The 15431-nt window shown below is 43.6% G+C and carries 13 protein-coding genes; 1 reads left to right on the forward strand and 12 read right to left on the reverse strand.

Translation table 11 applies throughout. From position 1 onward, the window contains the following. Positions 1-4: 4 nt before the first annotated feature. From ACIZ62_RS16265 to ACIZ62_RS16315, 11 genes are all read right to left on the reverse strand, one after another. Positions 5-766, reverse strand: coding sequence for an ABC transporter ATP-binding protein (locus ACIZ62_RS16265; protein WP_414150621.1), 762 nt, complete (start codon positions 764-766; stop codon positions 5-7). Further along, positions 759-1658 carry an ABC transporter permease gene (locus ACIZ62_RS16270; RefSeq protein ID WP_414150622.1) on the reverse strand — a complete coding sequence of 300 codons (900 nt, stop codon included), beginning with the start codon at positions 1656-1658 and terminating at the stop codon, positions 759-761. Before ACIZ62_RS16270 ends, ACIZ62_RS16265 begins: the two co-directional genes overlap by 8 nt. Positions 1659-1693: 35 nt before the next feature. After that, positions 1694-2689: an ABC transporter substrate-binding protein gene (locus ACIZ62_RS16275; protein ID WP_414150623.1), complete on the reverse strand. Its 996-nt coding sequence runs from the start codon at positions 2687-2689 to the stop codon at positions 1694-1696. A 22-nt stretch (positions 2690-2711) separates the two neighbouring features. Next, on the reverse strand, positions 2712-3809 hold the full coding sequence (locus tag ACIZ62_RS16280) for an iron-containing alcohol dehydrogenase family protein (RefSeq protein ID WP_414150624.1): 1098 nt from the start codon (positions 3807-3809) through the stop codon (positions 2712-2714). 375 nt (positions 3810-4184) lie between these two features. Then, positions 4185-5099 carry a glycine betaine ABC transporter substrate-binding protein gene (locus ACIZ62_RS16285; protein ID WP_111888922.1) on the reverse strand — a complete coding sequence of 305 codons (915 nt, stop codon included), beginning with the start codon at positions 5097-5099 and terminating at the stop codon, positions 4185-4187. Positions 5100-5178: 79 nt separating this feature from the next. Continuing rightward, a complete protein-coding gene (locus ACIZ62_RS16290) occupies positions 5179-5784 on the reverse strand; it encodes an ABC transporter permease (protein WP_111888921.1) in 606 nt (201 codons plus the stop codon). Next, positions 5784-6416 carry an ABC transporter permease gene (locus ACIZ62_RS16295; protein ID WP_111888920.1) on the reverse strand — a complete coding sequence of 211 codons (633 nt, stop codon included), beginning with the start codon at positions 6414-6416 and terminating at the stop codon, positions 5784-5786. Before ACIZ62_RS16295 ends, ACIZ62_RS16290 begins: the two co-directional genes overlap by 1 nt. After that, on the reverse strand, positions 6413-7534 hold the full coding sequence (locus ACIZ62_RS16300) for an ABC transporter ATP-binding protein (protein WP_111888919.1): 1122 nt from the start codon (positions 7532-7534) through the stop codon (positions 6413-6415). Before ACIZ62_RS16300 ends, ACIZ62_RS16295 begins: the two co-directional genes overlap by 4 nt. 492 nt (positions 7535-8026) lie before the next feature. Beyond that, the gene (locus tag ACIZ62_RS16305; RefSeq protein ID WP_414150625.1) at positions 8027-9982 is read right to left on the reverse strand and encodes an FAD-dependent oxidoreductase; all 1956 of its coding nucleotides are present in this window, start codon (positions 9980-9982) and stop codon (positions 8027-8029) included. 127 nt (positions 9983-10109) lie between these two features. Beyond that, complete coding sequence (locus ACIZ62_RS16310) at positions 10110-10595, reverse strand: hypothetical protein (RefSeq protein ID WP_111888917.1); 486 nt, start codon at positions 10593-10595, stop codon at positions 10110-10112. A gap of 85 nt (positions 10596-10680) precedes the next feature. After that, positions 10681-11211, reverse strand: coding sequence for a DUF2284 domain-containing protein (locus tag ACIZ62_RS16315; RefSeq protein ID WP_414150626.1), 531 nt, complete (start codon positions 11209-11211; stop codon positions 10681-10683). A gap of 433 nt (positions 11212-11644) precedes the next feature. Here ACIZ62_RS16315 and ACIZ62_RS16320 point away from each other — a divergent pair, with 433 nt between their 5' ends. Continuing rightward, positions 11645-13558, forward strand: coding sequence for a diguanylate cyclase (locus ACIZ62_RS16320; protein ID WP_414150627.1), 1914 nt, complete (start codon positions 11645-11647; stop codon positions 13556-13558). 147 nt (positions 13559-13705) lie between these two features. Here the strand turns inward: ACIZ62_RS16320 and ACIZ62_RS16325 are convergent, their stop codons facing one another. Continuing rightward, on the reverse strand, positions 13706-15298 hold the full coding sequence (locus ACIZ62_RS16325) for a 4Fe-4S binding protein (protein WP_414150628.1): 1593 nt from the start codon (positions 15296-15298) through the stop codon (positions 13706-13708). Between the last annotated feature and the right edge of the window lie 133 nt (positions 15299-15431).

Here is a 15431-nt window from a genome sequence, read left to right on the forward strand (position 1 = left end):
TCGCTCAGCCTTCTTTTAAATGATAGAGGGTTCGCAGCTCTTCTGAAGTAAGATTGGTTTTCTCAACTCCGGTAAACTCATGGGCCACCACACCTCGATCCATCATAATTAACCGATTGCCATAGGCAATGGCGTCTTCCAGATGATGCGTGATCATCAGTGCCGTCAGATGATCCTTCTCGACAATCCGTTTGGTAAAAGACATTACGTCTTCGGCAGTCTTGGGGTCCAGAGCAGCAGTATGTTCATCCAGCAGAATCAGTTCCGGGGGTTTGATGGTACACATAATCAGAGCCACCACCTGGCACTGTCCACCGGAGAGGTTTTTTATTTTGGAATCCAGCTTATTTTCCAGACCCATCTCCGCCTCGGCCAGTTTGTCCCGGAAGATTGCTTTCAGGCTTTTGGTTAAGGCCCAGTTAAAATTCTTGCGGTTTTGTCGGCCATAGGCCAGAGCCAGGTTTTCGGCCACGGTCAGGTTAGGGGCGGTTCCCCGCATCGGGCTCTGAAAAACTCGGCCAATGAATTTGGAACGCTTGTGTTCCGGCATAAAGGTGATGTCTTTCTCATCCAGGTAGATCGTGCCATCGTTAGGCAGGATGGCACCACTGATCAAATTGAAGAGGGTGGACTTACCGGCACCATTATTGCCTAAAATCGTGACAAATTCGCTGTCATCGACGCTCAGGTTAAGACCATTTAGAATATGATTATCCACCCCATTGTCGATGGTAAACTTCTTTTTCAAGTCGATAATCTTAAGCATGGCGGTTCCTCTTTTTCAATTGATAGTTTTCCTTGTAATACTGATACGCCGGAATCGACAGGGCAATGGTGACGATCACGGCTGATAATAGTTTCATGGCATAGGCTGGGAAGATCCGGGTGCTGATGGCCAGAGCCAGGATAAAGCGGTAGATCACTGAACCCAGCAGACAACTGAGCATCCCGGCCAAAATAGTCCGGCGACGAATAAAGGCTTCGCCGATAATCACGGCAGCCAGACCGACAACCAGCATTCCGGCACCGGAGGTCATATCGGCATAGCCCTGATCACAGGCCACCAGCCCCCCACATAAGGCGATCAGGCCATTGCTGATCATCAAACCAAGGATCTTATAACGATCAACACTCATGGATGAGGACCGTGCCATCATTTCATTGTCACCGATGGCACGGATACAAAGGCCGCTATTTGTTTTGAAAAACAGTACCAGCACCACTATGGCAATCACCACAAAAGTCAGTGATATGACAATCTTAGCCATATCGAAATCCATGGGCAATCGCCCACCAAGCAGATCAAAAATTGTGGTGACTCCCAACAGGGTCAGATTGGAAGACCCCTGCATCACCATCAGGTTGATGGTGTAGAGGCCCGTCATCGTCAGAATCCCGGAGAGAATAGCAGGAATGCGGAGCTTGGTCTGCAGCAGGGCCGTGACCAGACCAGCCAGTCCGCCGGCCAGCAGGGAGAGAAGAATCCCTAAAACAGGATGTCCATTCACCGCTGAGATGGTCATGACGGCCATGCCAAAGACAAAGCTTCCTTCGGCGGTTAAATCCGGGGTGTTAAGTACTCTAAAACTAATGTAGATGCCCATGGCAATGAGACTATAAATAAGGCCCAATTGCAGGGAACCGATGGCTAATGACATAATGTTTCTCCTTTAAAGGTCAGGCGGTATAAATGTTATTTCACAATCACAGCGGTATTGCTAAGATCAGTCGGTAGCTTAATGCCGATCGCGTCGGAAGTGGTTTGGTTGATCACGGTTTCGGTCGCTTCTACTGCTACTGCCGGAATATCAGCTGGAGTTTTGCCGTTTAAGATTTCAATGGCCATATCGGCTGAGGCGGCGCCAATAGCGGCATCGCCAATGGCAACAGTGGCCAGGGCGCCAGTGTTTACCATCACAGTGGAGCTGCCGTAGACTGGTTTTTTAGCCGTTTTGGCTGCTTCGGCAACGGTTGGCATGGCATTCTGAATCACTGAGTCGTTAGGAATAAAGATCGCATCCACCTGACTTAACAAGCTGTCAATGGCCTGTTTAACTTCGGATGAATTGGTGACCACGGCTTCTTTGATTTCATAACCCTGGGCAGTCATATAGTCTTTGGCCTTGTTGACCGTACTGACGGAATTGACCTCGCTGGTGTTATAAATAATCCCAAACGTTTTAACGCCCGGGGTCAGCGTTTTTGACAGGTCTACAATTTTGTCTACTGGGATGGGATTGGAGGTTCCGGTGGCGTTGTGATCGGGTTTTTCCATGGTGGTGACAATCCCGGCTTTAACCGGGTCGGATACCGCAATAAACACCTGCGGTGTTTCGGACTTCATGTTGACAAAAGCCTGGGATGCCGGTGTGGCCACCGTGGCGACTAAATCATAACTGCCGTCGGACATTTCCTGAGCAATTGTATTAAGAGCCGAGGTATCACCCTGGGCATTTTTTACCACGATTTCCATGTCATCTTCGGTGTATCCCTGATCCCGAAGCTGTTTGATAAAGCCGTCACGCATGGCATCAAAGGCGCCGTTTTCAATCATTTGAATCACGCCAACCTTTAATTTCTTATCCTCAGTCGTGCTGCCCGTTCCCGATGATGCACAGGCGGCTAACGACAGAGTCATCGCCAGGGTTAAAACGACTGCGGTCATTTTCTTAAAAGCATTCTTTTTCATTTCTTTTTCTCCTTTTTTTGTGTTATTTATTGGTGTTTTTATTGACATTTTCCAGCTCCAAAAACGCTGCTTTTAGCATCTCCAGCGTGATCTCGTAGGGGTTGTGGCGGATATCAGCCATTTGGGTGATGGATTCCAGATAAGGTTCTAACTGTTTATAATTTAGATCGAGATCGGCCAGAGCATGGGGCAGCCCGGTTTCACAGTTAAAATGATAAACCCGCTCAAATTCTTCCCGTTGGCCATCCACCAGCAGCAAAATCAAAATACCAAAGGCAACAATCTCACCATGAAGGTGGGTTTCATTATCAAATCCGGGAATCGTGGTGAGTGTATAATAGATGGCATGGGCCAGACCGCTGTTGTAATCCGGGGTATGATCCAGGGTGACCAGAATGGATACCAGCGCAGTGGTGACAATAACGATCAGTACAGCCTGCTCAAAAGCTTCATTGACGACTTTTTCCTGATTGGCCTGGAGTGCCAAAACTCCGTGCGTGATGATTCCGTCGGCACATTGACTACTGATGTTTACGCCCATGGCCAGGGCGTGGTTCAGTGCTTCGCCTCGGGCGGAAATACTGGCCTCATAATATTTGGCATAGGTATCTCCCAAACCGGCCCAGAGGTATTTTACTGGCGCCTCAGCCAGCACCTGGGTTTGGATAAAGGCATGCTTGGGCGGTTCTTTTAAAAACTCGGGTCTTAAAAAGCCGCCGTCCGGACCATACATAATTGAAACACTGGTACAGGCGGAACAATTGGAGGCAATGGTGGGGAATGAAAAAACTGGCTTAGCCACCTGTTCGGCCACAAATTTTCCGGTATCCAGCACCCGTCCGCCGCCGATGGCAAAAATCATCTGGGCATCCGTAGCAGCGATTTCTTTTTTCAGCTTTTCGACATTTTCATAGTTACACTCACCACCATAGTGAAGGGTTTTTACCACTTCAAGACGACTCTTGTCAATCGCCGCATCGAGAACGTTTCTAGCCGCTTGATAGCCGTGATCCCCGACAATCAGCACCACCTTTTTACCATAGTGGGAGCAGATCGCATCAATGTGGTCATAACTTGACTGCCCAACGGTATAATTTGATAAATTAACACTGTATGTCATCTGGTATCTCCTTTTTTTCTAAAAAACAAAAAACTCCTGTCCTTACATAGGACAAGAGTTTAAATTCCTGCGGTGCCACCTAAATTGATGTCCTCAAACCAAGTTGAGATCCATCCACTTTAATACGTACAATCATACGCTTTCCTTTGATAACGGACGGAATCCCCGTTGAACATTACTAAGCCATCGGCCGTTCTTTTCACCCTCATGAATCCATTCCCGATTGCGATAACTGCTGCATTCACACTATCTGCAACTCACTTTAGCATCTTTCCAATAGGTACTACTTTCAATCAAAGGTTTATTTCTGTTGTCTAAGATGATACCATATTCAAATAGCTTTTGTAAAGTCTCAACTATCGATTCTTTTTTTAATTATTCTGAGATCAAACCTTTACTAAGCAAAAATTCATGAGCAACATCTTCTGGTGTTCGACCATTTACGTCCACTTCATATGTCAGATCTGTCATTATTTCATTTGTAAACTGTCCCCCTAAAGAGTTTAATACCGCTTCAAGATCAGGCGCAATTTCATTGTATCGTTCAAACAAATCGTTTCTGACGAGTAGAGCATCATTGTATTCCGGGAAGAAATTACGATCATCATCTAAAACAACCAGTCCGGTTTTTTTATTCATGCCATCGGTTGTATAAACAATCGTAACATCAATATTACCACTTTCAATTGCGGAATACTTCAAGGCCATATCAAGGGGTTTGTTCTCTTTAAAATTCAGACCGTAAAATTCGGTAAATGGGCCATATTTCATACTTCCTTCTTCGGTATAGAAACCATGTTCGGCACCAAAGACCAACTGATCAGAAACAGCGGCGAGATCAGAAATGGTTTTTAAATTATACTTTTGTGCCGTTTCCGGAAGTACCCCGATGGCATAGGTATTTTCAGATCCTATTTTATCCAACATATGCACACCTTTTTCAGTTGAGGCCACTTCATTGGCATAATCATATAAGGTCATGCCTTCTGGAATATTCGTGGTATCTAACTTCAAATAGGTGGTCAGCAGGGTCCCATCATATGAATTTAAAATATCAACATTCCCGGCAACCATTTCTTTAAACGTATTAACTTCATCCATTTCATCGCGAATATCCACCGTTGCATCGGTATGATTTTCAACCACCATTTTAACCATCTGATTGATAATTTTCATTTCCGAAAAGGTTCCATCATATATGATGATCGAGGCCTCTTCTTTTCCCGAACTACAACCGGCAACGGACATTGTCAACAATAAAACAACCAGTAAACTCATTATCTTTTTCATTTTTTTCTTTTCCTTTCATTTCTAAAAATTCTATTTTTCTTTCCACTCATCACAACATACCAACATCTAAAATGCTTTTTTAAAATACTTTATTGTTGGTTCCCTTTGTTAAACGTCGATTAATCACGATCATCAATACATCAAATAGTACCGCCATGATCATCAGTGACAATGTCCCTGAGACGATTAAATTCATATTTTGCGTTCGAATCCCCTGGTAAATTACTTTGCCCAACCCACCTCCTCCAACTGAAGTTGCAAAGACCGCGACCCCTACCGTGGTCACTGTTGCAATCCTGATTCCAGTAAAAATCATTGGGAAAGCCAGCGGAATTTCGACTGAAATCAGACGATCTAATTGCGTCAATCCCATGCCTTTTCCGGCCTCCTTAATCCCGTTATCAACATTTTCCAAACCGACACAGGTATTATGAACAATCGGCAACAGTGAATACAGCACCAGACCTGAGATCACGGTCATTTTTCCCGGACCCAAAGCAATGATGATCAACCCTAACAGCGCCAAGGCTGGTATTGTCTGTAATATTTCAACCGACCATAAGACGATTTTCCTTCCTGATGGTTTTAAATAAGCCAAAACACCGATCGGCAAGCCCACCACAACTGAAAATATTACTGTCATTATAACAAGATAGAGGTGTTCCAGTATAATTGATGCATCCATTATTTCACACTCCTTATTCCTTTGGGCACAACGACACGGCGAAGCACATCAATTAGCAGACTAAGGACAATCGCCATAATTGCCGATGGAATGGCACCTGCCAGAATCAACTGATCATTATTCGAGGCAATGCCGATATAAATAAATTCACCTAATCCCCCCAGTCCAATCATTGCCGCTAAAACCGCCCAACTGACAGTGTAGATGGTTGACATCCTTAATCCGGCAATAATAGAAGGCGAAGCTAACGGCAGTTCAACTTCAATCAGGATCTGAAATGGCGACATCCCACACCCTTTGGCAGCTTCAATGTATTCCTTTTTGACATCAAGTAAGCCGGTATAGGTATTTTTAAGAATTGGAAAAATGGCGTAAACCGCCAGCGCAGAAATCACCGTTGCGGGAATCATCCCGAGGTATAGAAAAAGGATTCCAATAAACACAATTCCAGGAATTGTCTGAAATACCGAAAGTAGCGGCATTACGATCTTTGCATATTGAGGAACACGAGATAGCAGAATGCCCAGTACCAATGCGATCACAAAGCCGATAGTCACTGAAGTAAGGACGTAAAATAAATGAACTTGAAAAGCGGTAATCAGGCGATCACCATATGTTTCGAGAAAAATCATTGCATATCACCCCACAAAGTATCAGCCATGGCGGTTGCCATGCTAGTCTTTGAAATGATTCCTGCAACGGTTTGGTCACTGTTCAAAACGACCACATAATTGTCACCAGAATTATAAAGTTTATCAAACGAATCCTTGGCATTTTCTAAAATGTCGGAGGTGATATTTTGATACGGTTCGATTTCACCAATGCTACCTGAGGATTTACCATGCTTTTTGATATCCTTAATGGTTACAACGCCAGCATAGGTCTCATCTTCATTCTTGATGACTAACGAGTCGATATGCTGTCGTGCCATTAAGTCGGTACATTCACGAATGCTCTTTTTCTTTTGAACGCTGATCACATTCTCACTCATAAAATCAGCTGCTGTTAGATTTAAAGGGTCTGTTGCCAGCGATGATTTTCGCATAAAATCACGAATCAACGGACTCGCCGGATTTGCCAGCATCTCCTCTGGTGTCGCCATCTGAATAATTTTTCCATGCTCCATAAAAATAATTTTATCCGCCAAGTCCAGGGCCTCATTCATATCATGAGTCACAAAGACAATGGTTTTTTTAAGTTTTTTATGCAGCTTCACAATCTCCTTCTGAAGCGTCGCTCGCGTCATCGGATCCAGCGCACCAAAGGGCTCATCCATTAAAACGATCGGCGGTGATGCGGCTAAAGCCCTTAAAACACCGATTCGCTGCTGCTGACCACCCGACAGTTCAGGTGGATACTTATGGGCATATTCCTCATAGGACATATCAACCATTTCCATCAGCTCTTTAGTAATTTTTTTTATCTCTTGTTTGCTGTATTTCAGCCGTTTCGGCACAACACCGATATTCTGTTCAATGGTCATATTCGGGAATAAACCAATTTGCTGAATGACATAACCAATCTTTCGTCTTAATTTAACGGGATTGACTTGCGAAATTTCCTCACCATTAACGAATATTTTTCCCTGCTCCGGCTTAATCAAACGGTTAATCGATTTTAAAGTCGTCGTTTTTCCACAACCACTTGGACCAATCAGCACCACAAATTCTCCGGGTTCAATGTTAAAACTTAAATCGTCCAGGATAACGGTATTTCCATATTTCTTTTTTACGCTTTCAAAACGTATCATTAGATAGAACCTCTCTTTTCTTGATCGTCGGTTTTGCTTCGATGTACATCGATAAAAATTTTTAAAAAAAAAGCAACTCTTATCTGTTGTTGTCATTGCTAGAACCAACGAGTGTTTCTATCTCTTCCAACATCATTTATGACATTGCTTTTTAGTGGAAAATTAAAATTATTGCTAAAAAATATAATTTCAATGTTTAAATGCTAATTTACTTCAATCCCGCTGTATCTGAATTTCGCACTGTCACAATCTATCTGTTCCAAACATATTTTTTTTGCATTGAAAACAAATTTAACCATTATTATTTATTAATCCTAACCTATTATTCCGTAGTTGTCAAATTTTGTTATGTAACTAAACTTCACATCATTTTTTTATCTGTTGATTCTGTTTGCAGACATTGCAAACCTAAACTCAACACTCTGGTTGCTTTTTCAATGGTCTTTAGCTATTTTTTGTTCTTCTATTAAATCACTTTTTTATCACGTTTATTTAGATCAAAGCTGCTACCTCGTTGGCAGCCCAGATGGCGCCGCGGATATTTTTTATCACCTGACTGTCGCCAATATTGTATACCTGGTAGTCGTTTCTTAATTCCTCATATAAAGAAGGTGCTGGTTCAAATCCCACCGCAATCATCACATGATGGGCCGGGATAAGGTGTTGCTGACCCTTTGCTTCAATGACGGCACCTTCTTCGGTGACTGCCTTGAGTGTTGCGTTAGTGATAATTTCGCTATGATAAAAAGCCAGCAGGTCCTTAAGCATTTGTTTGTTGGCCGGGGCCAGGGGAATGCCGGCAGTTAGAATATCCGGGGCGGCATCCACGATGGTCATTTTATGACGATGCATGGCCAGATGAAGAGCCGCCTCACACCCTGCCAGACCGCCGCCAATGGCTGGACACCGGGGTCCGACATAGGTTTTATCACTAATCACATCGATCGCATTGGTCACCTTTTCGCTATCCATTCCCGGAAATGTAAGCTTCCGGGCCTCTGAACCCTGGGCAATAAAAACAATATCCGGTTTGATGGTCGCTATTTTTTCGAGGGTTGCCGGTTCATCGAGGCGGACTTCGGCCTTTAATTTTTCCAGCTCTGCTTCATACCAATGAATCAGCCGATCGTCTGCCGTTTTTAAAATCCGTTTGCTGCTGTATTTAAGCTTGCCGCCCAGGCGATAGCTTTTTTCAAACAGGATAACCTGATGTCCCCGCAAAGCGCTGACTCGGGCGGCTTCCATTCCTGCCGGACCGCCGCCCACCACGACCACTTTTTGAGGCGTTTTGGCTGCTTCACTTTTTAACAACAGTTCCCGATTGCAAGCCGGGTTAACGGTACAAGAGGCTTCGCCCCCGGCGATTTTATTAGCCAGACAGCCATCATTACAACCCAGACAAGGCCGGATCGCTTCAACCTGGCCGTTTATTAACTTTTGAGGAAGATCGGGATCAGCCAGCAAAGGCCGACCTAGTCCCACCGCATCCAACAGCCCTTTTTCAAGCGCATCTGCCGATAAATCCGGATCGTCCATTTTTCCGGCTGCCAATACCGGTACCTGAACGACTTTTTTCAGGGCCTCGCTGAGATTCAGATAAACCCCTTTGTCGAAATAGGCCGGTGGGTATTTCCAATAGGAAGCTTTCTCAAATGTGCTGATGCCAGCCGCCACGTCAAAACCGTCACAGCCCGCCGCTTCCAGCATAAGCGCCGCAGCCAGGGCTTCATCCAGATCACGCCCCTGTTCTTTAAATTCTTCGTCGGGCAGAGCCTGCCCTCTCCCGGCTTTTAAATACGTTTTCATTGCCAAACGTAGAATCACCGGGAAGTCGCTACCACAGGCTTCCTTGATGGCAGCAATGATTTCCGTCACGATCCTAAATCTGTTTTTAAGATCGCCACCGTAGCAATCCTTTCGCTGATTAAAAAGGGCCAGGGTAAAACCATCCAGCAACTCGCCGGACTGGATTTCCACACCGTCATAACCGGCGGCTTTGACAATTTTGGCCGAGTAGGCAAAAGACTCCACCAGTAACCGGATTTCCGCTGTAGTCATCGCCTGGCAGTGCTTAATTTGTTCGATCCGGGCGTCTTTCGTCAAATTATCCAAACCGGCAGCCAACTGAACAACTATTTTGCAACCATCGGCATGGATTTCCTCGGTCATTTCCAACCCCGCACAAATATAGGCATCGGGGTTAAACCATGGCACCGGATTGGTACAAACGGTCTTTATTTCCCCTATATTTTTCACTTCATTGGCACCCGTAATGATCAGACCAACCCCGCCTTTAGATCGGGCCGCATAAAAGGCAATCGCCTCTTTGGTATAAGCACCATTTTCAGTGACGGTCGGAATTCCCATGGCTGGCATAAACAGTCGATTCTTAAGTCCCATCTCATTGATTGTGAATGGCTCAAATAGGGCACTGAATTTTTTATCCATTTTCTCCCTGCTTTCTCATTTTCAGATAATTACAAACTTCATAAACTAAATAAAACCGATTCTGCTAAAAAGGACATTCCCGTACTAACAATTGTTACGGTCGTTAAGTGGACACCTCAAACCATTCTTAAATTGTTTTATTTATCGCTTCCGCGAATTTGCGGATATGATCGACCATCTCCCTATAGGTGCTTTTCATTAATTCCGGCGGTAACTCATAGAGTTCGATGCTGTGTCGCAGCTTGACCATACCATTGGCCACGATTTCGTCTGCTGCAGTAATGTCAAAATCCGCTTCATAAACAACCTTACAATCGATGCTCGCACTAAACTTGCTGGCCAATGATCCCAGCAACAGCCTGGCCAGTGGATACTGTTCGTCAGTCACATAAAAGTCTACATAGGTTTCCGGGCAATGCGCCTCCCGTTGCTCTTCAATCAAAAATCCCTGACAAGCGCTCATGGTAAAAAATACCGTAACGGCATTAATAGCATCCACCAGTTCCCGGATGCCATCATCAATGTCATCGGGATTTTTTAAATAAACGGCCTTATCTGCTTGCGTAAAAATCGTGATCGGATTGGTTATCGTCCCTAAAAATGATAAATCCATCGTTTTCCTGCTTTCTTGGTTACTCCTATTAAATACACCTGACAATCAGGTTCTTTCCATTTAGCTAAACACGAAAAGCCCGGTGTTAAAAAAAGACCATCCCAAACCAGGTAATCACATTATAACCGTTTAAAAACGACAAATTATGCTTCTCGCAGATATCTGTCACCGAGATGGCATGGCTTTCCACACAGGGATACATTTTATCCTGATGCTTACAGCTCGCCTCAGGATAAGCGCACGTCTCACAGATGGCACAGGATTCGGCCGTAAGAATTAGCTTATCATCACACTCGCCAAAAACATTATTCTTAATCTCCTCCACAATTTCTAAATGCTCACATCGGGTCGCCAGCATTTCGTCCATATTGAGAATGTCACTGACTTCGGAGATGGTGCTAAAAATAAAACCATGATCATAGCTCAGGCACCGCTGTTTGCATTCTTCCAGCGTCCCAACTGCGGGTGGACAGGACCAGGATTTGCCGTATTGGGGGCATTCCAACTCACAAATGGTACGCACCGCCTGATAAAAATTGATTTCTGACGGGTCTAAAAACGCATATTCAAATATTGGATATGCAGAGATTTTCTTTTCGATATCTTCTTTTGTCATTTTTGTTTACCTCTACAATTTAATTTATTCCCTAAAAAAAAACAGTTACGCATCGCAACCGATTTTTTGCGACTCTATTTTATTGTGTGATCTTTTGTTTTAACATTATAACTATTATCTATCTTATCAATTATTTCTTTTCTGCGCAAGATATTTGCCAGCTCTTTATTGTCTGACTTGATTTGATTGTGATCTTTTTTTACCTGACAGAACTTTATCTGTTTGTCCTTTTTCTTACCCTAAGTCTCATTTGACGGGATTACACGCCGCATAGTATAATGGAACAATCATGAACATAATCCATCCGGTGATGATGCCATGGCATCAGATCGAACAAAACGTGTGTAGCTATAAAAATGGAGGCGTGACCATCACGACTCCATCTGACTTTTACATCCATTTCACTTTATCGCCATTAGAAAGGAGTCCTCTCATGATTAAAGCTCGTCTCTTATTACCGACGATCATCCTCATGCTTTTTTTGCTGGGAGGCTGCTCTGCGCAACCAACTGAAATCGGAAAAAAAGCTGAAAACGGACTGCTTGATTTAACGCAATACGACCTAAAAAATCAAATCATTCCGCTGGATGGCGACTGGGCTTTTTACTGGAACCAACTTCTGGAGCCGGACAGCATTGAAAAAGGTGCCCTTGATGGTTATTTCGCCTTTCCATCGTCCTGGAATAAATATGAAATCGATGATAAAAATATTCCCGGTACTGGATATGCAACCTACCGACTGATTTTTACCACTTCCGAAAATGAAATCCTGGCACTTAAGATTCCCAAGGTCCGCACCGCCTATCGACTCTTTGTTAATGGCAACCTGATCGCTACTGCCGGAACCTTAGGGATAAGCCAGAATGCCATGGTGCCGCAATATTTACCCCAGATCGTCTCCTTTGCGGCGCTCCCGGGAGATAATGAGATCGTTCTTCAGATGTCCAATTTTTATATGTCCAGCGGCGGGCTGCTTAGTAGCATCCTTCTTGGTGGTGAAGCACCACTGCTGGCTCTCCGCTATAATGGCCTTGCCTATAATCTTTTCCTTTTTGGAGCCCTGATGATGATGGGTATTTATCATCTGGCTTTGTTTTTCTTCCGCAAAAAGGATCGGGCACCCCTGTATTTCGGGCTGTTCTGCCTGCTGGTGGCAATCCGTACCCTAATGATTGGTGAGTCTTTTCTTTATTTTGCCATGCCCAATCTTGACTTTGTAATTGCGCGCAAAATACAGACTCTGACCTACTATTTGGGAGCACCACTGATTTTATTGTTTTTTAGAGCCATTTTACCCGACTATTTCGATCTCAGAATTATCAAAACGGTGATGATTCTGAGTATTGCCTATACCGCAGTCGTAATCATGGCACCCACCAATATTTATACTGCCATCAACCCACTGTACCAGATCTGGACCATTTTTCTGATTATCTATCTCTTTGCCATGCTATTAAAAATCGCCGGGCACAAAGAAAAAAATAGTATCCTAATTGTATTAGGTGGTCTGATCATGATCACCACCGTTCTTATTGATACCATTACCCTAAGTCCCTGGATTAATGACAGTTGGCCACCCTTGTTAATGATGATTTTCCAGGGCGATGCCAACTCGTCCACCGGACAATTAATCTTTGCTGTTCTTTACTCCTTGTTGTTAGCTAAAAACTTTTCAGAATCCCTGGAATATCGAACCAGCATGGGTGAAAAACTCAGCGAAATAAATGATCATCTGGATGATCTGGTCGCAACACGAACCCGAGAGTTGACCACTGCCAATCAAAAAGTAGAACAGCAGAATTTCGAACTGGAGCAGATCAATCACGAATTGCAGCGACTTTCCCTACGCGATCCCCTGACGGAACTATGGAACCGACGAAAATATGATGAAACCATTGTCCTGGAATGGCAGCGCTGCTTAAGACAACAACGACCCATTTCGTTACTGTTTATTGACGTGGATTATTTTAAAAACTATAACGATTTATATGGCCATGTGGCCGGCGATGCAACCCTGATTAAAATCGGTGATACCCTTCGGACAGCCTTGTCCCGTCCCACTGATATGGTCGTTCGTTACGGTGGCGAAGAGTTTATCGTGCTTCTTTCGGAAATCAAAAAAGATCAAGCTATCCAGCATGCCAATCGCTTACGTAAAAAAATTGAAGCGCTCGCGATTCTCCATGAGGGATCAGTCATCAAAAATTGTATCACCATCAGTATCGGCGTTGCCACCCTTCTTCCCGATCATCATTGTCACCATGAAGATCTGGTCAAAATTGCCGACAAAGCCCTCTATCTTGCTAAATCAACGGGCCGCAACCAGGTTGTTTATCTGGATAAATAGATCCGCCTAAATTCCCATCGTTTTTACCCGAAGTCGTCTACTCTTTAGAAAGAACACAATCGAGGTCGCTCGTGTTCTTTCTATTTTTTTTGCAAAAAAATCTCTCAAAAACAGCATCGTTTTTGAGAGACTCTTTCTGGATAAACGCTATTGCAACGAATCCTTGATTTGCTGGAAATCATAGCCCGGTGAAACAGTTGTAATTTCTTTTAGAATAGTTTGTGGTGGCACCGTTTCGGGAATCTTAAAAAGCGCATAGAAGTCTTTTGATTCCATATTTAAACTACCCATCGCTTCCTCAATCGTCATGGAACCTTTAATCCCGCTGACATCGACGGTCCCTGTTGTGTTTTTTGTTGTTTCTGTCGAAGCAGGTACACTTAATGAATCTTTGATCTGCTGGAAATCATAGCCCGGTGAAACAGTTGTAATTTCTTTTAGAACAGTTTGTGGTGGCACCGTTTCGGGAATTTTAAAGAGTGCATAGAAGTCTTTTGATTCCATATTTAAACTACCCATCGCTTCCTGAATCGTCATGGATCCTTTAATCCCGCTGACATCAATGGCACCAGAGGTTGACGCTCCTCCCGAAGTTGCTTCAGCTTCTGATCCCCCGGCGTTTTCTTTAGCTTCATCGAATTTATATTCAGGTACCAACAATGAAATATTTTTAAATTGCGTATCCTTCGGGACACTTTTAGGAATTGCCAGTTGCTGATACACTTCATCCAGGGTCAGCCCGGTGAACGTTGTTGCTTCTTCAATGGTGTTATAACCTTTCACTTCGTAAATGGGAATAACCTCACCTTGAGCAACCGTTTTAGGCAATATTTGAAAATTACCGGTTAGCTGGGCTATCACAATTGTACCAAAGAACAAACCCACAACCAGAACCACCATCACCATCGGATGGATCGTTTTTCGGGCCACTTTGACCTCAAGGGCACCTTTCACCGGACATTCCAGAACACACTCATTACAGTTGATACACTCTGCCGTCGTGATTCGTTCTTCCTTCTCAATCTCAATGTTTACGGGACAGGATCTATCGCATTTTTTGCAGTGAATGCAAAGACTGTCATTTCGCTCAATTTTGGTCGGGCTCAATTTACCGATGATGGCATAAACAGCACCAGCGGGACATAAATATTTACAAAAAAAGCGGTCATACAAAAATGAACCTATAATTGTAATAAATAGTAGTGCGAAACCAATAATCGTTAAGGGATCTTCCGCAATCGTTCCGGGTATTGCGGTTATATGTCCTAAGGCCGCATACGGATCATAGGGTGACATCCAGAGGGTACCATAATACCAGGCCATTCCCACCGTAAAAACTAAAACGAAATACTTGAAATATCGCAAAATTCCATCAATTTTTTGTGGGATAATAAATCGCTTTTTAAATACTTTTTGACCAATTTTCGCAAAAACTTCCTGCAACGCGCCAAAGGGACAAAGCAATCCGCAAAAACTCCTGCGAAATAGCACTGCCAATGCCACGGTCAAGACCAATAAAACAACTGTACCAGAATAAACTTTCTTGATAAAGCTCCCCGTTAATAACAACGTATACAAGCTTTCCAATGCACCATAAGGACACAATGCGTGAATCGACGGTGCTTTTCCGCCTCCTAAAACCTGATGCATATAGGATTCATAGACAACCCATACAAGCAAACCCACTAACACCAGAATTCTTGACCATTTTGCGACTTTTTTCCAATCCACTTTCATCATATAATACCTTTCACTATAAAAATTACTTTGTTAACTAAAATTGTATAATGTCTTGATGTCATTTTTGTGTCAAACAGCATGGCCAAATAGATTATCTTTAGTATTATCTATTACCCCCAATCACTAAAAATAA

This window comes from Acetobacterium carbinolicum (assembly GCF_047456275.1).
GTDB lineage: Bacteria > Bacillota > Clostridia > Eubacteriales > Eubacteriaceae > Acetobacterium > Acetobacterium carbinolicum.